Source organism: Paenibacillus tepidiphilus (assembly GCF_008635795.1).
GTDB lineage: Bacteria > Bacillota > Bacilli > Paenibacillales > Paenibacillaceae > Paenibacillus_AQ > Paenibacillus_AQ tepidiphilus.
Genome location: NZ_VWRQ01000007.1, coordinates 51,838 through 78,700, shown reverse-complemented (window position 1 = coordinate 78,700; position 26,863 = coordinate 51,838). Strand labels below are relative to the sequence as shown.

General features: G+C 40.2%; 26 protein-coding genes and 1 riboswitch. Of the genes, 23 read left to right on the top strand and 3 right to left on the bottom strand.

The features are described 5' to 3' along the window. Positions 1-105: 105 nt before the first annotated feature. The 22 genes from F1379_RS11125 (at position 106) to F1379_RS11015 (ending at position 22,435) form a co-directional block, all read left to right on the top strand. Positions 106-888 carry a tyrosine-protein phosphatase gene (locus tag F1379_RS11125; protein WP_150269455.1) on the top strand — a complete coding sequence of 261 codons (783 nt, stop codon included), beginning with the start codon at positions 106-108 and terminating at the stop codon, positions 886-888. 85 nt (positions 889-973) lie between these two features. Beyond that, on the top strand, positions 974-2,944 hold the full coding sequence (locus F1379_RS11120; protein WP_150269453.1) for an S-layer homology domain-containing protein: 1,971 nt from the start codon (positions 974-976) through the stop codon (positions 2,942-2,944). Positions 2,945-3,044: 100 nt separating this feature from the next. Next, on the top strand, positions 3,045-3,821 hold the full coding sequence (locus F1379_RS11115) for a YveK family protein (protein WP_150269451.1): 777 nt from the start codon (positions 3,045-3,047) through the stop codon (positions 3,819-3,821). Then, positions 3,802-4,488 carry a CpsD/CapB family tyrosine-protein kinase gene (locus F1379_RS11110; protein ID WP_150269449.1) on the top strand — a complete coding sequence of 229 codons (687 nt, stop codon included), beginning with the start codon at positions 3,802-3,804 and terminating at the stop codon, positions 4,486-4,488. Before F1379_RS11115 ends, F1379_RS11110 begins: the two co-directional genes overlap by 20 nt. A 39-nt stretch (positions 4,489-4,527) precedes the next feature. After that, a complete protein-coding gene (locus F1379_RS11105) occupies positions 4,528-6,360 on the top strand; it encodes a polysaccharide biosynthesis protein (RefSeq protein WP_150269447.1) in 1,833 nt (610 codons plus the stop codon). 24 nt (positions 6,361-6,384) lie between these two features. Continuing rightward, complete coding sequence (locus F1379_RS11100) at positions 6,385-7,101, top strand: hypothetical protein (protein WP_150269445.1); 717 nt, start codon at positions 6,385-6,387, stop codon at positions 7,099-7,101. Positions 7,102-7,103: 2 nt separating this feature from the next. Further along, complete coding sequence (locus F1379_RS11095) at positions 7,104-8,084, top strand: copper amine oxidase N-terminal domain-containing protein (RefSeq protein ID WP_162551125.1); 981 nt, start codon at positions 7,104-7,106, stop codon at positions 8,082-8,084. Positions 8,085-8,196: 112 nt separating this feature from the next. Then, positions 8,197-8,826: a sugar transferase gene (locus F1379_RS11090; protein ID WP_150269441.1), complete on the top strand. Its 630-nt coding sequence runs from the start codon at positions 8,197-8,199 to the stop codon at positions 8,824-8,826. Between the two features lies 1 nt (position 8,827). Continuing rightward, complete coding sequence (locus F1379_RS11085; protein ID WP_150269439.1) at positions 8,828-9,706, top strand: NAD-dependent epimerase/dehydratase family protein; 879 nt, start codon at positions 8,828-8,830, stop codon at positions 9,704-9,706. 2 nt (positions 9,707-9,708) lie between these two features. Then, the gene (locus tag F1379_RS11080) at positions 9,709-10,854 is read left to right on the top strand and encodes a glycosyltransferase family 4 protein (RefSeq protein WP_150269437.1); all 1,146 of its coding nucleotides are present in this window, start codon (positions 9,709-9,711) and stop codon (positions 10,852-10,854) included. A gap of 25 nt (positions 10,855-10,879) precedes the next feature. After that, positions 10,880-11,914, top strand: a complete 1,035-nt coding sequence (gene galE / locus F1379_RS11075) for a UDP-glucose 4-epimerase GalE (RefSeq protein WP_150269435.1) — start codon at positions 10,880-10,882, stop codon at positions 11,912-11,914. Position 11,915: 1 nt separating this feature from the next. Beyond that, positions 11,916-13,034: a glycosyltransferase gene (locus F1379_RS11070; RefSeq protein WP_162551124.1), complete on the top strand. Its 1,119-nt coding sequence runs from the start codon at positions 11,916-11,918 to the stop codon at positions 13,032-13,034. Between the two features lie 29 nt (positions 13,035-13,063). Further along, positions 13,064-14,314: a hypothetical protein gene (locus F1379_RS11065; RefSeq protein WP_150269431.1), complete on the top strand. Its 1,251-nt coding sequence runs from the start codon at positions 13,064-13,066 to the stop codon at positions 14,312-14,314. Continuing rightward, positions 14,314-15,249 carry a glycosyltransferase family 2 protein gene (locus F1379_RS11060; protein ID WP_150269428.1) on the top strand — a complete coding sequence of 312 codons (936 nt, stop codon included), beginning with the start codon at positions 14,314-14,316 and terminating at the stop codon, positions 15,247-15,249. Before F1379_RS11065 ends, F1379_RS11060 begins: the two co-directional genes overlap by 1 nt. 20 nt (positions 15,250-15,269) lie before the next feature. After that, complete coding sequence (locus F1379_RS11055; protein ID WP_150269426.1) at positions 15,270-16,688, top strand: oligosaccharide flippase family protein; 1,419 nt, start codon at positions 15,270-15,272, stop codon at positions 16,686-16,688. Next, the gene (locus tag F1379_RS11050) at positions 16,675-17,472 is read left to right on the top strand and encodes a LicD family protein (RefSeq protein ID WP_150269424.1); all 798 of its coding nucleotides are present in this window, start codon (positions 16,675-16,677) and stop codon (positions 17,470-17,472) included. Before F1379_RS11055 ends, F1379_RS11050 begins: the two co-directional genes overlap by 14 nt. 27 nt (positions 17,473-17,499) lie before the next feature. Then, a complete protein-coding gene (locus tag F1379_RS11045; protein WP_150269422.1) occupies positions 17,500-18,210 on the top strand; it encodes an IspD/TarI family cytidylyltransferase in 711 nt (236 codons plus the stop codon). 24 nt (positions 18,211-18,234) lie between these two features. Next, the gene (locus tag F1379_RS11040; RefSeq protein WP_150269420.1) at positions 18,235-19,287 is read left to right on the top strand and encodes an NAD-dependent epimerase/dehydratase family protein; all 1,053 of its coding nucleotides are present in this window, start codon (positions 18,235-18,237) and stop codon (positions 19,285-19,287) included. Positions 19,288-20,184: 897 nt separating this feature from the next. Then, entirely contained in the window at positions 20,185-20,481 is a 297-nt protein-coding gene (locus F1379_RS11030) for a hypothetical protein (RefSeq protein WP_150269415.1), read from the top strand. An 827-nt stretch (positions 20,482-21,308) separates the two neighbouring features. After that, complete coding sequence (locus F1379_RS11025) at positions 21,309-21,536, top strand: hypothetical protein (RefSeq protein ID WP_150269413.1); 228 nt, start codon at positions 21,309-21,311, stop codon at positions 21,534-21,536. Positions 21,537-21,568: 32 nt separating this feature from the next. Further along, a complete protein-coding gene (locus F1379_RS11020; RefSeq protein ID WP_150269411.1) occupies positions 21,569-21,760 on the top strand; it encodes a hypothetical protein in 192 nt (63 codons plus the stop codon). A gap of 117 nt (positions 21,761-21,877) precedes the next feature. Beyond that, the gene (locus F1379_RS11015) at positions 21,878-22,435 is read left to right on the top strand and encodes a hypothetical protein (protein ID WP_150269408.1); all 558 of its coding nucleotides are present in this window, start codon (positions 21,878-21,880) and stop codon (positions 22,433-22,435) included. 149 nt (positions 22,436-22,584) lie between these two features. Here F1379_RS11015 and hpt read toward each other — a convergent pair whose 3' ends face one another. From hpt to F1379_RS11000, 3 genes are all read right to left on the bottom strand, one after another. After that, a complete protein-coding gene (hpt, locus tag F1379_RS11010) occupies positions 22,585-23,115 on the bottom strand; it encodes a hypoxanthine phosphoribosyltransferase (protein ID WP_476739481.1) in 531 nt (176 codons plus the stop codon). A 148-nt stretch (positions 23,116-23,263) separates the two neighbouring features. Continuing rightward, positions 23,264-24,775, bottom strand: coding sequence for an IMP dehydrogenase (locus tag F1379_RS11005; RefSeq protein ID WP_150269404.1), 1,512 nt, complete (start codon positions 24,773-24,775; stop codon positions 23,264-23,266). A 301-nt stretch (positions 24,776-25,076) separates the two neighbouring features. Continuing rightward, positions 25,077-25,637, bottom strand: coding sequence for a phosphoribosyltransferase (locus tag F1379_RS11000; protein ID WP_150269402.1), 561 nt, complete (start codon positions 25,635-25,637; stop codon positions 25,077-25,079). A gap of 122 nt (positions 25,638-25,759) precedes the next feature. Beyond that, positions 25,760-25,862, bottom strand: a riboswitch (purine riboswitch). Positions 25,863-26,736: 874 nt separating this feature from the next. Here F1379_RS11000 and F1379_RS30695 point away from each other — a divergent pair. After that, on the top strand, positions 26,737-26,856 hold the full coding sequence (locus F1379_RS30695) for a hypothetical protein (RefSeq protein WP_150269794.1): 120 nt from the start codon (positions 26,737-26,739) through the stop codon (positions 26,854-26,856). The last annotated feature ends 7 nt before the right edge of the window (positions 26,857-26,863 follow it).

The window sequence follows — 26,863 nt, the reverse complement described above, 5'->3', positions numbered from 1 at the left end:
TCCATTATTTACTTTTCCTATTAAGCAATCATTTCCCAGTGAAGTGGTTGTTTTTTTTGCCTGACTTCTATAATATTTGACTAGAGAGGGGCCGATATTAAGCGTATGATAGATATCCATAGCCATATTCTACCCTTTGTTGATGACGGGGCTGCCGATTGGGAAGCGGCACTCGCCATGGCGCAGGACGCCCATAAAGACGGCATTACCACGGTTATAGCCACACCCCATCATGCCAACGGGGCGTATCTGAATCCGGCTTCAAGAATTAATGAAGCGGTTCCTGAGCTGCGAGAGCGGTTGCAGGAGGCGGGGATTCCAGTGCAGGTGCTTGCCGGACAGGAAATCCGTGTCTATGGCGATTTGCTGGCTGACCTGGAGAGGGGAGAACTTCTGACGCTGGCGGGGACCCGGTACATACTGCTGGAGATGCCTTCGTCGCGGGTGCCGCGTAGCATGGAGGAGACCTGCCATGAACTGGTGATCCAGGGGCTGGTTCCGGTTATCGCCCATCCGGAGCGTAACAGCGAAGTGGCGGACGATCCGCGGAAATTGGAAAAGTTAATAGATTTGGGAGCGGTTGGACAAGTTACCGCCCAGAGTCTGGCCGGAGTCTTTGGGGGCAAGCTGCAGAAGCTGTCGCTAGATTTATGCCGGAGAAATCTGGTGCATGTCATCGCTTCAGATGCACATGATAGCGGCCACCGTCCTTTTGGTTTAAGCGAGGCTTACAAAGTAGTAGAGAAAGAACTAGGCTCGGAAACATTCGACTTTTTTCAACAAAATTCACGCAAAATTGTCGAAAACACAGATCTTTTTCGGACTATTCATACCGGTTCCCGCAACATGCGTCAAAAAATGTTCGGATTTTTTTCCCGCAGAGGGTGACCTCTATGAGAATTGATGGTAGAATGGTTATTACTGGGTGATTGTCATATTATTTTAAATACATATCAGAAGAGGTGGATGAGCAGTGAGTTTGAAGAAAAAATTAGCAGTATCGACATTGGCAGCAAGCATGGCAGCTGCATCTTTTGCAGGTTTCCCTTTCAGCACCGAAGGTCTGGCTAAGCATCTGGGTGTTAGTGTGGCTTCTGCAGCAAAGTCCAAAGAAGAAGTTAAGACTATCGTTAAGAACGTATACAGCAAATTGACCAACGGACAAGCCCTTTATAACTACAAGGAGCAAGCTAAGACAATCAGCCAGGATGAGTTTGAAGCTATTTTTGCTCCGGTACTTGATAAGGTAGTAGCCAAAGCAAAACTGAGCACTGATGATGTCAAAACTTCTTATAATATTTTCCAGACCGCGTCCAGCGTAGTTTATGATGTTTACGCAGACGGTTTTACCGGAGTACAAGGAAAGCTCGTTGTTGATGAGAATGTAGCCCTGTTGAACAAACTGGCAAAAGCTGCCGGTGTGGACTCACTCACTTTCGATGACCTTTCCGAGTTCGTATTCGGCACTAACGGTCTTGAAGCAGAACTTCGTGCATTGATTGGTACTACTTCCATTGAGTCTGTTCTGGAGAACGACGCTCTGATTGATCAAATCGTTGACAAAGTGCTCGCTCGCAAAACTGGCGGTGCTGACTCCTTGACTGTAAGCGAAGTATTGACGAATCTGGGGGTAACTCCTAGCGATGTGAAGTCTGCTCTGCGTAACTTCAACAAGGAACTGCCAACAGCTCAGAAAGCTGCATTGTCTCTTGCAAGTGCCTACCTGAAGGCTTATCCGACCAGTGATGGCGGTTACACTGGTGGTACTGGCGGCGGTACAGTTGCAACAACGCCAACTCTGAATGCTGCTACAGGCGTTTATGATGTGTCTAAGTTGGTAAGCATCGTTGGCGACAAGGCCACTCTTAAGTTGGTTGATGCCGATGTACTGAAGGCATTCGACGCTTTCCTGGCTGCAAATAGCGGTAAGACAGGCCTGACATTCACGTTTGATCTGGGAACAGTAAAGGCGAAGATTGTTGAAGTTCCTTTGTCCAAAGTGATTGTTGAAGCTGCAAAGACGAAAGGTATTGCTAACTTCGCAATTGCCTTTAACGGTTTGACTACAACGTTGCCACTGGGACAATTTGCAGATGCTCTTACTCTTACAACTACAACTCTGGAAGACACTGCAGTAACTTCGGTTTCTTCGCAGAAATTGGCTTCCAAGGTATATGATTTCGATCTTAAAGTTGGCGGAGTTGCAACAACAGTATTCAAACAACCGCTGACCATCAAGCTTCCACTTGCCAATACAACTGGTCTGGATAAAGAATTGCTCTCCGTATCGAAGCTTGTGTACGGTGCGCTTGAATTCCACGGAGGTGTGGTTGACGGAGAACATATCATTGAGAAACGCGACACGTTCTCTTCCTATGCTGTTGTCGAGAATAAAGTGAGCTTCACAGATACTGCTTTGGTTCAAGCTTGGGCTGGCAGACAGATTCAAGTTGTTGCTGCTAAGGGCGCAATTGAAGGCGTAGGGGCTGGTAAGTTCGCACCGAAGAACAATGTTACCCGCGCTGAATTTGCCAAGATGCTGGTTCGCGGTCTGAACCTGGAGAACAGCACTGCAACTGAGAACTTCAGCGACGTAAGTTCGACTGCTTGGTACGCTCCTTACGTAGCTGTTGCTGCTGAGAAAGGTATTATCACTGGCCGCAGCGCTACTCAATTCGATCCAAACGCTTCGATCACACGTGCTGAAATGGCTACAATGATCGCTCGTGCAGTTAAATCTCTTAATCCTGCTGCCACTTCGAACACTGCATCGCTGAGCAAATTCTCCGACGCTTCGAAGATCGCCGCTTCCCTGAAAGAAGGCGTAGCCTTCGCAGCAAGCAACAACCTGGTAATCGGCAATGCCGGCAAGTTCAATCCGAATGACACGGCTAACCGTGCAGAAGCAGCTGTAATTATCTACCGTACAATTAACTTCAAGTAAAGAATAGCTAGCAAGGAGGGCCTCCTCTCGTCAAGGTGAGAGGAGGCACTTTTTTGAGGGAAAACGAAAGATTACTGAAACAGCTTGGAGGGAAATTCAGTTGTCAGCACAAGAATTGGATCTTCGCGATTATTTCCAGATTATCAGGAAGCGACTGTGGATGATTATCAGCATTGTCATCGTAGTGTGCCTGCTTGCAGGAGTATATAGTCTTTTCATTAAGAAACCGGTGTACGAAGCTTCAACCAAAATTATCGTCAACCAAACGCCGACACAGGCGGTTGCAACGCAAATTGACCTCAACCAGATCAATACCAATATCCAGTTAATTAATACCTACAAGGAAATTATTAAGACACCGGCTATTCTGGATGTCGTCGCCAACGAATATCCGCAGTTTAATACGACTGCTGAAGAATTGTTGAAGAAGGTTAATGTGAGTTCTGTAAATAATACGCAGGTGATGACACTTGTCGTTCGAGATAATTCGTATGAGAGAGCTGCGGAAATCGTAAATGCCATCTCCCTTGTGTTCAAGCAGGAGATTCCTTCATTGTTCAGCGTAGAGAATGTATCGATTCTCAATGAAGCAAAGCTGAATCCTGACGTTGAACCGGGTCCAGTGGAGCCGAATGTGGTTATGAATTTGGCGATTGCTTTCATTGTTTCTTTGATGATCGGTTTGGGAATTGCATTCCTTCTGGAATATCTGGATGATACAATCAAGACCGAAGCTGACATTGAGAAGTACCTTGGACTTCCAACGATTGCTATGATTACAAGGCTGGGTCAAGAAGAGACGAAACATACTGAAACCCAATCTCAAACGTTAAACAGAAAGGCGGGAGAACTAGAACATGTCACAGCAACCAAGTAAACAACGTCATCTGATTACCGTGACCAATCCCCGCTCGCCGGTATCCGAAGCTTTCCGAACGCTGCGCACAAATATTGATTTCTCTTCGATCGATGAACAAATCCAGATTATTATGGTAACTTCAACGGGACCGGAAGAAGGCAAATCCACCGTAACGGCCAATCTGGCTGCAGCATATGCGCAAGCAGATAAGAAGGTACTGTTGATTGACGGTGACATGCGTAAGCCAACAGCGCACAAGACGTTTTCTCTCAGCAATCGGCATGGTTTATCTTCACTATTGTCGCAGCAATCCTCTCTTGAGGAAGCTACACAAGCTACAGGAGTGAGTAATTTATCCATTGTAACCTCAGGGCCCATCCCTCCTAACCCTGCGGAAATGATGGCTTCCAATCGGATGAATGCGTTGTTGCAGGAATTACGCCAATTATACGATGTTGTTCTTATTGATACACCGCCGCTGCTAGCAGTTACTGATGCGCAAATCATTGCATCCAAGAGCGATGGCGTTATTATGGTTGTAAGCTATGGTAAGGTTAAACGAGATATTGCTGCTAAGGCTAAGAGCGGTCTTGACCGTGTAGGGGCTAAGATGCTCGGAGTTGTTCTAAATAATGTTAAACGTAAGGCTAGTGAAGGCTATTATTATTACTATTACGGGAACTGACGCTCCTAGATAGAATTTGTTATTTTTGGAGGCACCAAAATGACAGCTAAAACAAGAGTGTTATTATTATTTCTGATCGATATAGCGATTATTTGGTTCAGCGTTATGACTTCCTACCTTTTTCGCTTTTATGGTCATATTCCCGGTGAATACGTATCGCAAATGTTATGGTATGCACTAATCTCCTCCATTGCTTTCGGAGGAAGCTTGGTTTACTTTGGACTCTACCGCAGAGTGTGGCAATATGCCAGCATTGGCGAGATTGTATCGGTGTTTAAAGCTATTGTCGTAGGAGCCCTGATCTCATATGCAGTGGCTTTTATTATTCTTCCGGGACGGGTCCCTCTGAGCATTGAAGTGCGTTCGGTGGAGACCATTCTTCTGCTGGTAGGCGGTATCCGGTTCTGCTGGAGAATGTTCCGCAGCAGCAAGAATATTGTGAAAGACTCCGAGGTACATACCCTAATTGTTGGAGCGGGTGACTGCGGAATCTTGATCGCCAGAGAATTAACAGGACCGTCGTTTGCAGGAACAAGAATTGTAGGGTTCATTGATGACAATAAAGATAAATACCATATGATGATTATGGGGGTTCCCATTCTGGGTAACCGCTATGATATCCCCCGAATTGTCAAAGAACGCAATATTCATGAAATTATTATAGCTATGCCGTCAGTTTCGAGGACAGAGATATCGGAGATTGTTAATCTTTCCAAAGCAACCGGTGTAAAGCTGAGGATCATTCCTGCTCTCAATGACCTGATCGCCGGTAAGATTTCAGTGAAGAAGCTGCGTGATGTAAGTGTAGAGGACTTACTGGGTCGTGAACCGATTGTAGCCGACATGAACAGTATTCTCGGTTATGTGCACAACAAGACGGTTCTTGTCACTGGAGCTGGCGGCTCCATTGGCTCGGAACTATGCCGTCAAATATCACCTTATGCACCGGGCAAGCTGCTGATTCTTGGGCATGGTGAGAATAGTATTTACACGATTGAAATGGAACTGCGTAAGAAATTTCCTTATTTGCAGATCTTCACACTGATTGCCGATGTACAGGATCGTACCCGGATCATGGACATCTACAGCGAATACCGACCGGATGTAGTCTTTCACGCTGCAGCGCATAAACATGTTCCTTTGATGGAGCGGAATCCTTCGGAAGCGATTAAGAATAACGTGTTCGGCACACGCAATGTAGCAGATGCGGCCGATAAATTCGGAGCCGAACGGTTTGTGTTAATTTCTTCGGATAAAGCTGTTAACCCGACAAGTGTTATGGGCGCCACTAAGCGGATTGCCGAAATGTATGTGCAAAGTTTAAATACAACAAGTGCAACAAAATTCTCTGCCGTGCGTTTTGGTAATGTATTGGGCAGCCGGGGCAGTGTAATTCCGGCGTTCAAACAGCAGATCGCTGCCGGTGGCCCGGTTACGGTTACGCATCCGGAGATGGTACGTTACTTCATGACGATTCCTGAGGCAGTGCAACTCGTCATCCAGTCGGGTTCCTTCGCCAGAGGGGGAGAGGTATTCGTACTTGATATGGGTGAACCGGTCAAGATCCTTACCCTTGCTGAGGATTTGATCACCCTGTCGGGATACGAGCCATATAAAGATATCGATATTGTGTTCAGCGGGATTCGTGAAGGTGAGAAGCTCTATGAGGAATTGCTGACCGCTGAAGAGAATTTAGGCTCAACACAGCATGACCGGATCTTTATCGGACAGCCGAATGTCATCAGCCAGAACCAATTGGAGCTGGAGTTTAAGCGACTGGAACGAGTGTTAACCGAAGAACCTGCGGCTATACGTGAAGTCATCAACCAGATTGTTCCCATGCAGCCGGTAGCGCAGGCGGCGATAAGCTAAATATCGGTTAGGAGGTACCTGCTAGTGAAGAGATGGAAGAAAATTTTAATTTGGACGTTGTCGGTGTTGGTCGTACTAGGTGTCGGTGGACTGTTTGCAGCAAATTATGCAGTAGACAAGCTGATGAATTCAATGGCTTCAAGCTTTGATGTGGAGGAGACTGTGGCAGATGATACAGTCTCAGATGAAGTTGCCGAACCAGCTGTTGTATCAGAGGATCAGACGGCAGAGCCGACAGAAACTGCAGTACCTACGCAGACGGTAAGCCCTGGTAGTGGCAGTTCTGAAGAATCAAGTAAGGCTGCTACTGCCACCGACAAACCGGACCCGGTATCAACCACTAAGCCGGCAAGCCCAACATCATCAGCCACTGACAACAAAGGTAGCTCTTCCAGTGGTTATACAGCCCAAGTATCCACTGACAAGGCTAAAGAGATTCAGGAAAATGTAACAGTCAAAGATAAAGCGGACGTTGCTTCAATTGTATTGGGACAGCTCAGTATGTCAGATATCAAACGTCTGCAGGAACTGGCCTCTGGCGGGCTGACCATTGAAGAGAAGAGAGAAGCACGCAGTATTATTCTTGGTAAGGTATCCGAAGAACAGTATAATGACTTATCCCAGATTGCCAAGAAGTATGGTGTAAGCCAAGGCAAATCTCGCGATCAGATTCTTGAAGAAGAGAAGCAGATACAAGCACAAGAACAAGAACAGCAAGCAGCTGAAGAAGGAAGTGAATGAGAATGTCGAAGATTAAGTTACCCGCAACAGCATTGTTGCTACTAGCATTGGTAGGCTCTGCACCACTAACTGCATCCGCACCATTGTCCGCTTCGGCTGCGACAGCAGCGACACAGACTTCTTATGTTAAAGTTCAAACCATGAATGTCAAGATGATCTTTGACGGTGTCAGCATTCAGCCGCCTGCGGGTCAATACGCTTTTATCTATAATAACTCTACTTATGTACCGCTTCGCTTCATGTCTTATGCTCTGCAGAAGAGCGTCAGTTGGGATGCGAAGAACGTAAGAGTTACGGTCGCAGATCCAAGCAGTTCAGAGTTAGTAGTCATTAAGGAATATTTAATGAATCTTGGGAGCAATGCATCAACAGCGAAGAACATAACCCTTACCAAGGTGAATGCCAGTTATATCTTTGACGGAACAAACAAGAAGCTCCCTGCAGGACAATCCAGCTTTATCATGAATGGTACGTTATATGTACCTTTGCGCTTCTTCTCAGAATCGGTGGGTCATACAATTGGCTGGGACCAGAAGACAAAGACAGTAACTGCAACTTCAGCCTCTTATCAAGGCTCTGAAGACAACAGCGGTACAACAACACCTGGCGGAACCGGCTCAGCCACTGCAACACCGGCTCCTGGTGCGGGAGGCGGTAGTACTTCTGCGAACCCGACATATGAGCAGATAACCAGTGAGACGGAAGCCAAGCTTACAGCATTACAGGCTCAAAGCAGATCGGCCCTGACAGTACTTGCATTAGATTATTTGTCTGCTACAGATGCAGCAACTAAATCCAGTCTATTATCCCAAGGTAAGCAGCAATTAGCTTCCTTTACAGCCAGCTTCAATAGCATTATTGCCGATGCTGAAGCCAAACTCACGAAATATGGTTATTCTACGGAAATTATTAGCCAATATAGAGCTACGTTTGAGGCTGAGTTGCAAAAGGGTATGTCAATTGCCGAGGGTATGAACAACTAATAAAATCGCAGATTGATAAGAATAGCCACAGTCTCTTGTATACTAATGAGAGGCTGTGCATTCATAATATAGGGATTTTCAGTAGAGTACATAAAGGATTAGGTGAGCTTAAATGAAGCCGTATGTTATAGTAAAACCTATCATTGATTTCTTATTGGCACTAATCGGGATTCTCCTGTTATGGCCTTTTTTCTTGATCATCGCTATAACAATCAAGCTGGACTCCAAAGGTCCAATCTTATTTAAACAAAAAAGGCTTGGTCGAAACAAACGTGAATTTCATATTCTTAAGTTCAGAACAATGAAGACTGACACACCTAAAGACATGCCTACTCACTTGTTGCAAGATCCAGATTACTTCATTACCAAAGTTGGGAAATTCCTGCGGAAGACAAGTTTGGATGAACTTCCTCAGATCATCAATATACTTAAAGGTGATATGAGCATTATCGGTCCTCGACCTGCACTATGGAACCAGCATGATCTAAATGAAGAGCGGGATAAATATGGAGCGAATAATATCAAGCCGGGATTAACAGGCTGGGCACAAATAAATGGCAGAGATGAGCTGCCGATAGAAGTTAAAGCTAGACTTGATGGTGAATATGTAACGAAATTATCTCTTGTTTTTGATGTTAAAGTTTTTTTTATGACCATAAACAGTGTATTAAAGTCTGATGGTGTAAGAGAAGGGTCCAGCGAAGCAGAAGTGACATCACCCACCAAAGGAGCTGCTTTATAAGATGGACAAGAAGAAAATATTGATCACCGGTAAAGGCAGTTATATTGGTACAAGCTTTATTAAATGGTTGGAGCAATGGCCTGAGCGATATGAGATTGATGAAATTTCCGTTCGAGGAACGAAGTGGAAGGATCGCGATTTTTCGCATTACGATGTTGTGTTGCATGTTGCTGGTATTGCTCATGTGTCTGCGGATCCAAAAATGAAAGAGGAGTACTACAGGGTGAATCGTGACTTGGCTATAGAAATAGCAACAAAGGCTAAAGAGGAGCATGTTAAACAGTTTATATTTATGAGCAGTATGCTCGTCTATGGATCCGATAATAATTCCTTAAATCAAACTATTATTAACAAAGACACTGTAACTGGAGCTAATGATTTCTACGGACGTAGTAAGCTGGAAGCAGATAAGGCTATTCAACAAATGAATGATAGAGAGTATAAAGTAGCTTGTATTAGAACTCCAATGGTGTATGGCCCGGGATGTAAAGGCAATTTCCCTAAACTTATAAAGTTTTCTAAATGGTCACCCATTTTTCCTAAGTTGAATAATAAAAGAAGTATGATTTATATTGACAATTTGTGTGAATTCATAAAATTAAATATAGATTACAATGATAGTGGATTGTTTTTTCCTCAAAATAAAGAATACGTATCTACCGTGAATATAGTAGAGACTTTAGTGAAGTTTTATGGGAGGAAAATTATTTTCACTTCATTGTTTAATTGGATAATCTTAATATTTTTATCTTTTAGTTCATTTATGAATAAAATCTTTGGAGATAAGATTTATGAAAAAGAATTATCTACCCACTATGATTGGCAATACTGTCTTGTGGATTTTGAAAAATCTATAAAGCATACACTCTGGGGGAAATAAACTTGAAAAAGGTTTTAATAGTAGCATCAGTGGCATCAATGATTGACCAATTTAATATAGAGAATATTAAAGTACTTCAAAAACTAAAATGCAAAGTTCATGTAGCTGCAAATTTTAAATTTGGAAGCACTTCAGATCGGAAAAGTGTGGAACATCTAATTGAGCGTCTTAAAACTATTGATGTTGAAGTTCACGATATGCATTTTGAAAGAAATGCTTTCAGTTTAAAAAATATTAGAATATACTTTAAGGTCCGTCAACTGATTAATACAGAAAAGTTTGATATTATTCATTGTCATTCACCTATCGGTGGGTTAATTAGTCGCTTAGCAGCACGGAAGTCACGTAAAAAAGATAATACAAAAGTGATATATACTGCTCATGGATTTCACTTTTATAAAGGTGCTCCTTTTAAGAATTGGCTGTTATATTACCCGATAGAAAAGTTTCTTTCTATATATACAGATAAAATTATTACTATTAATAATGAAGACTATAATACTGCAAGAAAGTTCTCATCAAATGCAGTTTATGTCCCTGGTATAGGAGTGAATATAGATCAGATAAAAGAAAAATATGTTGATAAAACTAGTAAACGTGAGGAATTAGGTGTTCCCTCCAATTCAATTATGTTAATTTCTATCGGTGAATTAAATAACAATAAAAATCATTCGAAAATTATTGACGCTTTATGTGAGTTTAAAAATAAAAATTTATATTATGTGATTTGTGGGCAAGGGAATCTCCTAAATAATCTTAAGGACCAAGCAAAAAAATTAAATGTTGATGATAGAGTTATTTTCACTGGTTTTAGGAATGACGTCATAGAAATATTAAAGGTTGCGGACATCTTTTGTTTTCCATCCTTTAGGGAAGGTTTACCTGTTTCATTAATGGAAGCTATGGCTGTGGGATTACCTTGTGTAGTTTCTCAAATCAGAGGAAACACCGATCTTATCGTAGAGAACAAAGGCGGTGTTTATATTCGTCCTGATTCTACTAAAGATATTAAAGAAGGTTTAGATCTATTAATTAGTGATTCTCAATTAAGGGAAGACATGGGTAAATTTAATACTCATTATATAGATAAGTTTAGTATACAGAATGTTGAAAATCTTATGTTATCAATTTATCAGTCTTATATATAGCTTATTATTGAAAAGAGGTTAAGAAATGAGAGTTTTAGTAACTGGGGGAGCAGGTTACATTGGAAGTCATACTTGTGTAGAATTAATAAATGCTAATTTTGAAGTTATAGTAATAGATAATTTATATAACAGTAGTAAGGTCGCATTAGATAGAGTCGAGAAGATAACAGGAAAGAAGATAGAATTTTATCAAATAGATTTACTATGTGAAAGTGATTTGGAAGAATTATTTAAAAAAAGAAAGATTGAATCAGTTATTCATTTTGCGGGGTATAAATCAGTTAGCGAATCAGTTGAAAATCCTCTAATGTATTATACAAATAATCTAAGTGGAACTCTGGTATTATTGAAAGTAATGAATAAATTTAATGTGAAAAAATTAGTTTTTAGTTCTTCGGCTACTGTATATACACCTGCTATGGGTGCATTAGATGAAGAAGCAGATTTAAAAGCTACTAATCCCTATGGTCAAACCAAATTGATTATAGAACAAATATTACGAGACTTATATATTTCTGATAATACTTGGAATATATCTATCCTTAGATATTTTAATCCGATTGGTGCTCATAAAAGTGGAGAGATTGGTGAGGACCCTGACGGTATCCCAAATAATCTTCTTCCATATATTACTCAAGTAGCGGTAGGGAAGTTAGAAGAGTTGAAAATCTATGGAAATGATTATCCAACTAAGGATGGTACAGGAGTAAGAGACTTTATTCATGTAGTTGATGTTGCTAGAGGCCATATTAAGGCAATTGAATATATTGATTCTAGTAGTGGTGTATCAATTTTTAATCTTGGAACAGGCAGAGGTTACAGTGTTATGGAGTTAGTTTCAGTTTTTGAAGAAGAGACGAAAGCTAAGATTAATTATAGGGTCGTTGACAGAAGACCTGGTGATACTGCTATCTGCTATTCGAATCCATCAAAAGCAGAAGTCGAACTAAATTGGAGAGCAATGAAGAGTATAGAAGAAATGTGTGAAGATGCTTGGAGATGGCAACTTAAGAATCCAAATGGTTATAAAGTTAGAAAATCAGAAATTTGGGAGAGTTAAGTTGAAAATACTACATATAATTAATAACTTAGGATCGGGTGGAGCAGAAAAACTATTAGAGCAGACATTGCCTAGAATAAATAAAATTGATGGGATTGAAATTGATTTATTGTTGCTCACAGATAGTGATAATATTTACGAAGCGGAACTTAAGAAAAAAAATATTAAAATTAATATTGTCCCTTTACGTAAACCAAGAAATCCGTTGAATATTCTATATATCCGAGGCTTTATTAAAAAGGGGAGATATGATATTGTACATACTCATTTATTCCCATCTCAATACTGGACAGTTCTCGCTGTTGAGTTAATTAGTAAAAAGCCTAAGTTAGTTACAACAGAACACAGTACTTTTAATAGAAGACGTGAAAAAATATATTTTAGATTATTAGATAGTTTCATTTACTCTAAATACAAAAAAGTGATTTCAATAAGTGATAAGGCCCAAGTAAACTTGACTGAGTGGATTATTACAAAAGAAAATGAGCATAGTAAGTTTGAAGTGATAGAAAATGGTATTGATTTAAGTAAATATACAAATGCTGTTCCTTATAATAAATCTGAATTTAATCCAAAATTGACTGATGATAATATTTTGATTGGTATGATTGGTAGATTTTCCCATGAGAAGGATCAAAAGACTTTAATTAAAGCCGTTAATTTACTATCCTCTAATATATACTTAGTTTTAGTAGGGGAGGGGCCTTTGCAAGAGGAAAGTTTATCTCTAGCTACTGAGCTTCATATTAGTGAAAGAGTTCATTTTTTAGGTTATAGAAATGATGTTGCTAAAATCCTAAAGTCAATAGACTTACTTGTTCTGTCTTCTAATTGGGAAGGGTTTGGTTTAGCTGCTGTTGAGGGCATGGCTGCTGGAAAACTCGTGCTTGGATCCAATGTAGATGGGCTTCGGGAGGTTATAGGTGATAAAGATTTACTATTTGAAGTTGGTGATTTTAAAAAACTTTCGGAAAAAATTGAGTTTTTTTTGAAAAATGAAGAGATTACACAAAAAAAAGTTGAAAGTTTAATGACCAAATCTACTCAATTCAGTTTGGGGGAAATGGTGGACAGATACGTATCGATGTATAGGGAGTTAATTAATTTACACGAAAGATAGAAGATATTTATATTAGTGGGGGAAAAATCTTGAAAACAAGAATTGATAAAAAAAATTCTCTATTATTAATATATATTTATGCCTTTTTTGTAATTTATATGCCTGAATTAAAAGAAGTATTAGGGATAAGAAGTCATTATATCTTGGGTTTAGGAGTAATATTTATTTTACTATTACTTTTAAAAGGTAACTTTAAGATAAATAAAAAAATATTTACGCTTTGTTTAGGGATAATGGTTGCAAGTATGTTTTTTAGCATACGTGCTTATATTAGTGGTAATGAAATGAGAATACTTCAAAATAATTTTATTATTATACAAATAATTCATATTAACTTTATTGTATATCTATTAAAGAAAAAGAGCTATACACAAGAAAAGGCTATTATATTTCTATTGAATCTTGGGCTTGTCCAAGGGATTATGTGTATCATTATGCTATTTGTCCCTGGATTCCGAGATATAGCTTTAGAATTATATTATAACGGTAGAGAGGAAAATGTCTTTATTTCAGCAAATAGGATATATGGTATAAGCGGGGATTACACTTTTTTTACACCAGTATTCCATGGAATACTGGCTGTCTTGGCATGTATATATGCAATGTTGAAAAATTATCGTTTTTTATATTATGTACCCTTTCTTCTTATTGCTATTCTATTGAATGGAAGAACTGGATTAATTGTTTTTGCTGTGGGGTTTATTTGTACAGTTATTCTACTTTTGCTAAGAGGTAGATCCATTGGAAAGATTCTTTCATACGTAGTCATTTTTGTTATAGTGGTTTTCTTAATAATATTAATTATAAAAGTTGCATCCCCTAATACTTATAACTGGATTATAGGTGGGATAGAAGATTCTTTAGCATTATTAATCACAAATGAATATAGTGGGAATTATGAAGTTCTTTTAAATACTATGCTATATTGGCCAAAAGGATTGGGAATAATCTGGGGTGAAGGTTACAGAGTATTTGGAGAGAATGGTCCAATACATGGGAAGCGTCCGTCAGACATTGGTTATGTGAACGATATGTTCATGGGAGGAATTATATATATTACTATTCTCTACTCGTGTATCCTAAGCTTTTTATTGAAGATAGGAAAAAAAATGAAAGATTCTAATAAACTAATCGAATCATTGATGTCAATTTCCTTGGTACTTATCTTGCTTTTATCAAACTATAAAGGGGAGAGTATGAAATCAGGGGCAATTTTATTGGGAGCGGTTTTTATTAAACTGATTCTAATGGAGTTTGAAGAGAAGAAAGGAAGTTGTTAATGCAGCCGAATATATCTGTCATTATTCCTGTTTATAATAGAGAACGGTCAATTTCAATGGCCTTAGAATCATTGATTAAACAAAGCTTTATAGATTTTGAAGTCATCATTATTAATGACGGTAGTACAGATGAAACGGCGAGTGTAGTCCAAAATTATTGTGATAAAGACTCTCGAATGAGGATTTACTCTCAAGAGAATTTGGGTGTTTCTAACGCCAGAAATTACGGTATAAGTTTAGCCTCTGGTAAATACATTGCATTTTTAGATTCAGATGATTTTTATGAGCAGGATTTTTTGCTTGAAATGACTAATAGAATATTCAATGATAATTCTGATCTATGCTATTGCGGTTATTATAGTTACAAAGATTACGAGAAGAAAAAAAAAGAAAAAATAGTGTTCCATAAAGCAAATGTACTTCAATTGTATTTGTTGGGGAAATTAAAAACCCATATATCATGCTGGGTCATAAGTAAAAAACTTCTTATAGAGAATAGTCTCTCTTTTAATTCCAGTTTATCTTGGGGAGAAGATGTGGAGTTTATAAGTAAATGTATAATAAAAGCTAATAGTATAAGTTATGTTAAAAGGCATTTGACGAACTATGTTGTAGAAGAGGATGTAAGTAAACTATCGAAGTTTTCTATCAACAAAATTGATAGTGATTATTTATCCTTAATGAATATAATTGACTTTAGTAAACAGAATGAGGGGAAAGATGTACCCGAAATAACAAAATACAGGCTGCCAGCATTAATAACCTATCGTTTAAATTTAGCAATAAATAAAAAAATATCAATGGATTTAGTGCGGGGATACTACGAAAAATATGAAGTTCACTTATCAGGTTTTAAATTTAATAATGGTTTGAGAAGTTTTAAATTACTATTGTCGATTATGAAACTAAAATTAAAAATTAAAGGGTTCTATTAAAACAGAAATGCGGGAAAATAATGGATGAAATAAAAAGTTTTTTAAAGTCAAGTGCTTTATACTTTGTGGGAAATGTACTATCAAAGGTAATTTTGATTGTTTTACTTCCAGTGTACACCAAATATTTACAACCTTCAGATTACGGATATTATGACGTTTCTATAGCATATTTATCGATTGCTACGTCTGTTCTTTTTTTTGATATTTGGAATGCTGTATTAAGATTTATGTATGAGGATGAGAATAATAAATATAAACCTATTTATAGTGGAGGACTAATTTATTTATTAAGTTTGTTTTTATATATTATAGTATTAATTTGTTTCAATTATTTTTATAATATAAGATTTTTTGAATGGATACTTTTGTATGGTATTACTCTGACATTGCAAAGTTTTTACACCTCTATTACTAGAGGTCTCGGAAAAAATTTAACATATGCCATCTCAGGTTTAATTTCCACTTTTATTTCTGCCATAGTAAACATCTTACTTATAGTTGGCTTTGGGATGGATTCCTCGTCTATTTATATAGCAGGTATAATTTCAATTCTGTTTCAAGTTTTATATTTAGAATACTCAGTTAAAGTAATTAAAAGATTTTCAGTTAAAATTATTGATAAAGAGTTAATGAAGAAAATGTTTCTTTTTGCTGCTCCTCTATGTATTAATTCTCTTAGTTTTTGGTTATTAACGGGTTATAATAGAGTCGCTATTACAACTTTTTTAAGTACTTATGAAAATGGATTATATTCTGTAGCGAGTAGAATAGGATCCATACTTACAATGGTCTCTATGTGCTTCTCGCTTGCTTGGCAAGAAGTTGCATTTTCAAAAAAAGGCTCAGATTCTCAAAAAGGAGTGTTTTTTTCACAAGCATTTAATTTATATTTTAAAGTTATGACATATTCAACAGTACTTATTTTATCGTTTATATATTTTTTATTTCCGTTAATCATTGATTTTTCATACGAATCGGCAAAAAATTACATTCCTTTATATTTAATGGGTGCAATGCTGAGTATTTTGAGTAATTTTTTGGGGACAATATTCGGAAATATTATGAAAACGAAAATAATTTTAATTTCAACCATTTCTGGTGCTGTTGTTAATGCTCTTTTAATAAAACCTTTGATAGATAAATTTGGTGTAAATGGAGCAAGTATTTCACTTATAATCGGTTTTTTAGTCACGATAATAATAAGATCATTAATTTTGTTACGTAATATTAATTTTAAAATTAATTTTAAATTTTTAATTTATAGTATTATTTTGGTTGGTGTTTCTATTATTGTTTATATTAAGGCGAACAATTCAATGGTTTTATCAGCTTTTATTTGTACTTTTATATTAGTTGCTATCGATTTTAGAATGGAGATAAAAAAAATAATTACTTTATTAAAAAATAGGAAAAGGAGGAACACTAATGAAAATTATTGAGCTTGAGGAAATGAAAAAAATTGAATTAAGTATATTAAAGCATGTTCATAATTTCTGTGAGTTACACGATCTTAAATATTTTCTGGCAGGTGGAACTCTTCTCGGTGCAGTGAGACATGAGGGTTTTATTCCTTGGGATGATGATATTGATATCATCATGCCGAGAAGTGATTATATGAAATTTCTGCAGTTATCTAAGGGTGGTATCGGGGATCAACTAGAAGTGTTATCAATGTATAATAGTAAGGAATATATGTATTCATTTGCTAAAGTTATTGATAACAGAACAGAACTTATTGAAAACGATATTTCAAACAAATCAATAGGCGTATATATTGATGTCTTTCCTATGGATGGTTTACCGAGTACTATAAAAGATTCTGACAAATTCTTTAAAAAAATGAAAATCTATCAGAACATTAGATTACTTATCATACATAACTATAAGAAAGATTCAAAGAAAATGCCTTTGAAAATTTTAAGCAAATTCTTTTTAATTACCATGGGTTACGAGTGGATACTCAAAAAAATCGATAGATTTTCGAGTAAATATATCTATGAGGATTCTGACTTTGTTGCAGTTTCAGTTGCTGGTTATGGAAGGAAAGAACGTATCGAGAAAAAATATTGTACTGAATTAAAAAAGATGAGATTTGAAGATGATTTTTTTTATGTACCTGTTTATTATGAAAAGTATCTCAAAAACTTATATGGAGACTATATGAAACTCCCCCCTGAAAATAATAGGGTGAGTCATCATAGATATAAAGCATTCTGGAAATAAAACTAACTAACTTTTGGAGTGAATAATATGAATACTGCATTAATTATTGCTGGTGGTAGTGGCCAAAGAATGAAACAAGATATTCCAAAGCAATTCTTAAACGTATATGATAAACCAGTAATAATTTATACATTAGAAGCTTTTGAAAAACATCCGGACATTGATTCTATTGCAGTAGTATGTTTAGAAGGATGGGAAGAGATACTTCGTGCATATTCCAAACAGTTTAACATAACAAAGCTAAAATGGATTGTTAAGGGTGGAGAAAATGGACAACAGTCGATAAAGAACGGATTAGATATCCTTAAACAACATATTGACGAAGATAATATTATTTTGATTCATGACGGAAATCGTGCATTAGTATCTTTAGATATTATTTCTGACTCTATTGTTACGTGCAGAAAGTATGGGAATGCTGTTACAGCTATTCCATGTACAGAGGTTATTTTAAAGTCTACAAATAATATAGCTTCCAAAGAAGCTATTCCTAGAGAAGAATTAATGAGAACTCAAACCCCTCAAGTATTTAAACTATCTGAGTTAATATTGGCTCATGAGGAAGCAGGAAAAAGAGGGATAAATAACTCACTCGCAACGTGTTCATTAATGGTTGAGTTAGGTAAAGAAGTTTATTTTTCTTCTGGCTCAGAAAAGAATATTAAAATAACAAGAACCGAAGATATTGAAATATTCAAATCAATACTTATTTCAACTAAAGATACCTGGTTAAAATAAACATAACAAGGTGATGATTATTGAATGCTGTATTCTAATATATATGAAGAAGATGTTGAAAATACTTTAAAACTATGCATACCATGGTCGGAATTAACCAATAAAACAGTCTTAATCACAGGGGCCACTGGATTAATATGCTCATTTTTAGTTGATGTATTAATGTATCGAAATGAAATATATAAAAGCAACATTAGAGTTATTATAACTGCTAGAAATCAAATAAAAGCTGAAAAGCGTTTTGATAGATATATAAAGAACAAAAAATTCATCATTCTTGAACAAAATGTAGGCGAATTTTTTTCTATAAAAGATACATCAATTGATTATATAATTCATGGAGCGAGCAACGCAGATCCACTAAGTTTCTCTAATGATCCAATTGGAACAATGTTGGCAAATATAAATGGTATGAATAATTTATTAAAATATGCGTTATCACAAAACAAAGTAAGAACATTATTTCTTTCTACAGGTGAGGTTTATGGTGAGAATCTTGGGAACGTTGTTAATTTATCCGAAGATAGTTACGGCTATATAAACCCTACCAATCCACGTTCATGCTACCCTGAAAGTAAAAGAGCTGCTGAGACGTTGTGTGCGAGTTATGTTAAGCAACATCAACTAGATGTGGTAGTTGCAAGGCTTTGTCATGTTTATGGTCCTACTATGTTAAAAACTGATAGTAGAGTTATTGCTCAATTTATAAGAAGTGCAGTTTCTGGTAATGATATTGTTTTAAAAAGTAAAGGATTGCAGAAACGCTCATATTGTTATGTATCGGACGCTGTTGGAGCTATATTATCAATCCTTCTCGTTGGCGAATCCGGTCAAGCTTACAATATATCTAACAACTCTACTGGTGTATCTATAAGAGAATTAGCTGAAACTATTGCTAAAATGTATTCTTTAAAGATTATAAACGAAATCCCAGAATCTTCTGAAAAGGCTGGTTATTCAATTATCAATAATGCTATACTAAACTCTACTAAAATTGAACTTTTAGGATGGAAAGCACAAATTAAACTTGAAGAAGGGATTTCAAAAACAGTTGAAATTTTAAAAGATCTGTACTAAGGTTTATATGTCTTTTGTTTTTCCGAATTTTGGTTAAACAATTGAATTGCCTAACTACTAAGGATTTTGTTGTTCAAGTTTAGTCATGAATTATGCAGATATGATAAATCTATTGCCGATTCGGATATTACCGGTACTTTTGATAGTGAATGAAGCCTCTTACAGATCGAATCAAGCCAGCCAGCTGAATCCGGGAATATTTATGCAACTTAAAACTAGCGCAAATTAACACAGAAGATTTTTTAAATCGGTATCTTTTGGTTTCTGGTGGTAATTGCCGAGACTGAAAGAGGCCGATTTTTTTGAATGTCCATGTTCTAGGTTGGTTACCTTCAAATATTTAGAGTAATAGTTGGAAGTAACCCACGAAGATTAATGGATGTGAAAACGTTTGGGCGCGGTATGCTGTATTCAATCATTGTAGTAGCGATACTCTTGGTCATTTCTTTCGTAATTGGGGAGACGGTTTACTTGCCGTGGTATATCTTCATCCCGCTCCTGATTCTCATGTGGGGGCTGGCGTTCTATCAGTCGAGCAGAGAAAGAGAGAGGGAGCGGTAGGCTGGTAAACTTTCGAATTGATGTATTAATTTCGTACGCCTGGTACACCAAACGACAAACAAAATCGATACTTAGGTCTATAATGGGTGATATCTCTATTACATTATTTAGGGAGTGAGGTCCTATGCCTAATTATTATTTTAAAGAAATATGGACACCACTGAAGTGGGTTCAAATTCGCTTTTTTCGTGATGATGATAACCGGGTATGGGTCAAGTTTGGGTCTAAGCGGCGTAAGCTGCTACATAAAGGAGATTTACCGAATCCCGATAAGGTGCAGCAGGCGAGCGATTCCTATTACTCCTAGTCTAGAGGTTTTTTTACGGGAGCGTGTCTATGACAAAGTCCTTCATCCTTATCTGCGTTGCCTTCTTATTTCTCCTGATAGCTGGGTGCGTGGAGCCGCAAACTTTACCCGATGAGCCAGTGCAACCGAAGATTTCGGTACAGCGACAGAACGTCGATTATGTTGGTGGCAGTTCTTGCTGGTTTGGTACGAAGACGGAGGGGATCTGCGCAGATCCGGTTCATCCGGATGTGTTTTATGGCATGGTGCAAGAGCAGGCGATGTCTGCGGCTCCAGGTGCTGTTCTTCGGATTAAGTTCTCCATGAGCCGGATGAGTTCTGGTTAAAGATTACGGATGCGGACGGTGAAGAGGAATCTATCGGTCAACCGGATCAATACCGATACACTCTTCCCATGGAACCGGGATATTACCGGTATGTTCTGGAAGCGGTGTGGGAGGAGCGGAATTCAGCATCCTATTATTTCGGGATTGAAGTCAAGGAGTGAGCGAGGCTTACATTAAGCGGAATATTACATAAAAGATAAGACATGACAAGCCGATTGTCAGGCTCATTTTAGCCCCTCTGGATATGGTAAGCCGGATCTTCGGGTACAGGATGTGTGATGAGATATGGACGTATTTTGGCCATAAAGTTAGGGAAGGCCAGGTTGAGAACCCCGTTCAGGATACCGCCGATCGCCATATTGAGAAGGACACCCATTGCTGCATCACCGCCGTTCTCTAAAATATTATCTATACATTACATTTAAACCCGCAGAGGCGTGTTGTAACTGTGGCTTAAAGTGTGCGCAGCAACCAAACCATTCAATATAAAAACGGAACCTTGCTTGATTTCTGGCGGAGGTTCCGTTTTTTTGCGTGGATGTACAATGGCCAGACTTTGCTTTACTGAACTGAGGGGAGATGGTTTTATCGGCGAAATCTGGTTATTAGATATTATCAGAAAAATACTGGAAGGATAGTATGTCGATCAAAGCTCAAGCGCAATTTGTTGGCCTGTTCACAGGACTCGGTATCCCGGCAGTTGTGTGGCTGCTGTTCGATGAGAAAACGTTGAAGTGGAAAATTCTATATACGCTGTACGGCCTACTGGTGGGGGTTCTTCCTATTATATGGCGATGAATACGAAGAAGAAGGGAAGGTGAGTTTAGATGATGGTTTTGCGAGTGCTGGCGGGAGTGTTCTTTGTGGCAATGGGGCTTTATTTTGTGCAAATGAAAAAGGTGACGATAAATACAACTAAGTTCGGTTCTGTGAAGAGGTCTGAGCATGATCGGGGGTTGCCGCTGGTGATGGCGAGAATAGCCGGTGGCCTTATGATCATCATCGGCCTGCTGATATGGGGCTTCGGATTTCCTCGTATGTTAACGGAGTGGTGAGGGGTTGAAATCAGCTGGGGGAGGTGCAGGATGTGAGTACTTTTGGCAGAATGTTTATTTATTACTCGGCTGTCCTCGTCGTTTGGTCGGTTGCGTCTATGATCACCGGTAAAGATCTTTCCCTCCCATTATATATTTTCATCCCGCTTGTGGCGGTCATCTGGGGACTGGCTTATTTCCAGACGAAGCGAAAGCGGAACAAGGTAAACAGCGGGGAGCGTTAACGTAGCAGCTACAATGAAGGCGTAAGTAAATGTGATGTGTATCGCTTCAGAATAAGACTCATGTCTATACAATCATAAGTATTCCTTATTCCAACGAATGGATGGAGACTCTTACCGATGACGCATATGCATGAGTCAAAAGATAGCCGAACCTATCTGATCATTAATGTGTTGGCCGTCTTCATGATTGTAATATTTGTAAGTCATATGCTCATGGCAGTAAACCACTCTGCTGCGAGGGCAACGAGTTATGATTATGAGTTCTCACATATTATGTATCAAAACAAAGATACCACTACACTCTTTGTAATCTATTCCGATGACGGACTGGGATCAAAGGTGGCTTTATATACGTTAGTGTTTATAATCACTGAAATATTATTGCTGGTGAGTTTTGCAATCCGGCGTTCGCTTAGCACTTTTTTACTTATTCTTATGTATATCCTGAATATATATCTGTTCGTCTATCCATACTTTCATCTTAAAGAAACTCAAGAGGCCATGTTCCTGACCAGTACACATTTTTTGCTGTTGACCGGGCATGTGAATGATTACAGCTTAGCTGTTTTGGTGCCTTACTATGCGCTGATGATTGGGTTGACGTTGTATTTTGTGAGGAGGCATCTTCCGCAGCGGAAGTTAAGACGCTTATCCCAGGCTAGATCTTGCAGATAAACAATAAACCGGAACCTTCGCGTTCTCTGGCCCATCAGGGTTGAGAGCTTGAAGGTTCCGGTTTTCTTGATTTCAGCGTGATCAGCATGGAGACTTATATTGAACAGAGGGCATGGATGCAAAGTCTCTACTTACAAAAGCTCAAGCTCTTACTTATCCGTCTCCACAACCCATACCTCCGGCAGATTGCGGTATTGCTCCGCGTAATCCAGGCCGTAGCCGACGACGAATTCGTCGGGAATCTCGATGCCGCAATAGTCGATGGGGATATCGGCGATGCGGCGGGACGGCTTGCTGAGGATGGTGCAAATACGGACGCTGGCGGCTTCGCGGAGGGCGAACAATGCCTTCAGATGCTGCAGGGTGAGTCCGGTATCGATCAGGTCCTCGACCAGCAGGACGTGCTTGCCGCGGATGTCCGTGTCAATGTCTTGCTTAATGGTAATTACGCCGGAAGTGGTGGAGCTGCTGCCGTAGCTCGATACAGACATAAAGTCGATAGTTACGGGAAAAGAGATCTCACGCATCAGATCGGCCATAAAGACGGCCGCGCCTTTGAGAATGCCGACAAGCACCAGCTCCTGGCCGGCATAATCGCGGGAAATGGCCGCGCCCAGCTTCTTAACAGCCTGCTGCAATTCTTCCTGAGTGACGAGGGTGTTGCGTAATGCGGTCATAATAAACGCTCCTTGGAGATGTCTTAGAGTAAAATCGTCACTGAACATGCGTGCAGTTGCAGCTGAAGTTACCGATGCAGGATTGTCGGGGAGAAGGGATGAATACCCTTTGTTCCTCTACCTGCAGCTTGCGCCTGTCAGCTTATACACATCAGGACGATCTATCCTTCTCCTTCAGTATAACATCATGCGCACCGCCTTCGTAAATCGTGGTCGAGGAGACGAGGGTGATCTTCGCGTTCTCCTGGAGCGAGGGGATGGACAAGGCTCCGCAGTTGCACATGGTCGATTTGATCTTGCTGATGCTGAGGTCGAGGTTGTCTTTCAGACGGCCGGCATACGGTATGAAGGAATCAACGCCTTCCTCGAATTCGAGCTTGCTCTCTTTGTCGGCATTGCCGAAGTCGTAGCGCTGCCAGTTGCGGGCCCGGCTGGAGCCCTCGCCCCAGTACTCTTTGACGAAGTTGCCGTTCACGAGCAGCTTGCGGCCGGGGCTCTCGTCGAAGCGGGCGAAGTAGCGGCCCAGCATGACGAAGTCAGCGCCCATCGCCAGCGCCAGCACGATGTGGTAGTCATGCACGATGCCGCCGTCGGAGCAGATCGGGACATAGATGCCGGTCTGCTCGTAATATTCCTGGCGTGCGGCAGCCACCTCGATGACGGCGGATGCCTGACCGCGGCCGATGCCCTTTTGCTCGCGGGTGATGCAGATGGAGCCGCCGCCGATGCCCACTTTAATGAAATCCGCTCCGGCTTCGACAAGGTACAGGAAGCCTTCTTTATCCACGACATTGCCTGCACCCACCTTCACGCTCTCGCCGAACGTTGCTTTAATGTAGCCGATGGTCTCCGCCTGCCACTCAGAGTAGCCGTCAGAGGAGTCGATGCACAGCACATCCGCTCCCGCTTCGATCAGCGCCGGAACACGCTCTTTATAATCACGGGAATTGATGCCGGCTCCGACGATAAGCTGTTTATTGCTGTCATGCAGCTCCAGCGGGTATTGCTGATGGTTATCGTAATCCTTGCGGAAGACGAGATAGACGAGATGGCCGCTGGCGTTCACAATCGGCAGACAATTGAGCTTGTGGTCCCAGATCAGGTCATTGGCTTCAGTGAGGGTGATGCCCTCCTGGGCATAGATCAGTGAGGAGAGGGGGGTCATGAACTCGGTAATCGGGCATTCCGGCGGGAGCCGGTTCTCGCGGTAATCGCGGCTGGTGACGATGCCCATCAGCTTGCCGGTCGGTTCGCCATTATCGGTAATGGCGATGGTGGAGTGGCCGCTGCATTTTTTCAGGGCCAGCACATCCTGCAGGGTGTCCTCCGGACGGAGGTTGGAATCACTGATGACGAAGCCGGCTTTGAATTTCTTGGCCCGCTTCACCATCTCGACCTGCTGCTCCACCGACTGGGAGCCATAGATAAAGGAGATGCCGCCGTTCTTGGCCAGGGCAATGGCCAGGTTATGATCGGATACAGCCTGCATTACTGCGGATGTAAAAGGGATATTCATGCTGAGCGCCGGGGTCTCACCGCGCCGGAATTTGGTTACAGGGGTGCGCAGATCGACATTGCCGGGCACGCATTCCTTGGTGGTAAGGTTCGGGACGAGCAGGAATTCGCTGAACGTCCGTGAGGGTTGGTCATAGTAATAAGCCATGATGGTGGTCACATCCTTAAGTGAAAGTCGAAAAGCAGACACGGCGGAATGATGAAGAGACAAGGCGCTGAAACAGCTGTGGTAATGATAGATTAAAGTGATGAAAGAATTAATGGGATGAAAGAGAAACAGATGTAAGATCTAAGATGAGGAAATACAATTGAATAGAAGGATAACAATTCTGAACTAAGAACAAGTCATATTTAAAACTAGTCTGATCGAGGGAACGAAGTTAGTTAAAGCTTCAAGCTAATGAGAATCAAAACGTATGAGATTCAATTTGCTGAAGGCTCAAAGCTTCTCACACGCCGGACAAAAAAACCACCGGAACCTGCAGGTCCGCTTCCAGCTTCCTGTAGTGCTCGCCTTTGGCTAATATGGCTTGCACGCCGACCAGCTCTACGCCCATATCCGCAAACTGCCGGGCAATACAGCGGATCGTCGCGCCGGAGCTAATGACATCGTCCAGCAGCAGTACGCGGTCTCCGGCCTTAAAGCCGTCGAAATAAATATAGTTCTCGTTATAAGCAGTCTCGCGCTTGATACATACTTCATAGTTGTCGTACAGCTCTGTGCTGAGCCGCAAAATATTCATCGGCTTCCCCAGCCTGTAGGCGGCAAGCATGCCCCAGGTGTGCCCACCCGGCTCCGGCGAGACGATGTAATCAAAGGCAGGAAAGCGGTCCTCGATATCCGCCGCCAGACGTTCAGTAATTTCGCTGATCAGCTCAGGCTCAATGTAGGTGCCCCGCTCTCCAAAAGGATACAGCTTAAAGTCGTATACGGTGTCCTTGTCTTTGTGGATGCGCACGCTTTTGGCGCTGCTGATGGATTGGCTTAACTTGCCGACTTGGGTGCTCATGCTCCTCACTCCTTATGCTTATTAAATATAAAAAACCCCGGGCGCAAGAGGCACGGACAAGCATTCAGGACCCGCCCAGTCCGAGCTATGCCAAGGCATGGCTCGATCAGAACAGATGCTGTAAAGACTTGTGTGCCTCTTGTAGCCTGGGGCAATTTACGGTTGCCTGTAGAAACGCTCAAACCAAATTAATGAGCTTATACAAGAGGTATGTAGTTGAATGAAATATTACGCGTATGTTACGTATGGCATTGTAGACCCGATTGAACACCTGAATTCATGTCAGATATAATGACTCTTGATCATTTTTTATATGCTAACATTGTCAATATTATGTGTCAATCCTTTATTTGGTGTCATGTTTATTTACTTTACCGAAACAATAGGCCAGTCTCATCGTTGACAGTATAGATGGATTGAACTAAAGATTGTTGTGTTGGGATTAGCCGTGACGCAAGAAAACATTTAGACTTCCGGTCGCTTCCCGTCCGTAGATTTCTTGATTTATACGCTTGTTGCGGTTTCGGCCTCCGACTGATGGCTTTCTGCAGTAAAAGCTGATAGGCGAAGCGCGGGCTGTCATCGTTTTAAGCTGCTGAAAGGTAGATCGTGATTATCCTCCACACAGGTCAAATCAATAAAATAGATGAGGAAGGCCAAGAGCACCCATGACTAAAGGCGACAGCAGCTATTGCTCTTAATGACCTCACTACCCGCTGCTAAGCTGCTAATTGCAGTTTGTACAACTATATCCACCTAAACAGGCCGTTTCCCGACTATAGTTGCATTTCGTACATCTATTTTCTTGCTTTAAGGCAGTTTGATCCCAATATGCTGATTTTAGTTGCACAAAATACATCTATCCTTCAAAGATGGATGGATACCTAACAAATAGTTGTACGAAATACATTTATCCTTGTTGATTAGGGGTTCTTTTCGTTCATCATACCTAAACAGAGCCGGACAGAGCCTGCTGCCAGCGAATTCAACAGCAACTAGCGGTATTCATCTGGGGATCGGGAATAACAGTGGACGGAAGTCCATAACTTAATTCACTTTCCGGCCTTATTCAGGCTAATCTTAAGTTCAACTTATATAGATAAAAAAATGTGGGGAGTGTGAATCCGAGGAGTGTTATCGGATACAAACAAAAAGAGCTGACGAGAATATCCCGTTAGCTCTCTTGCTGCGTCCCTACGTGTTTATCGTATACATTTAGCCCATTC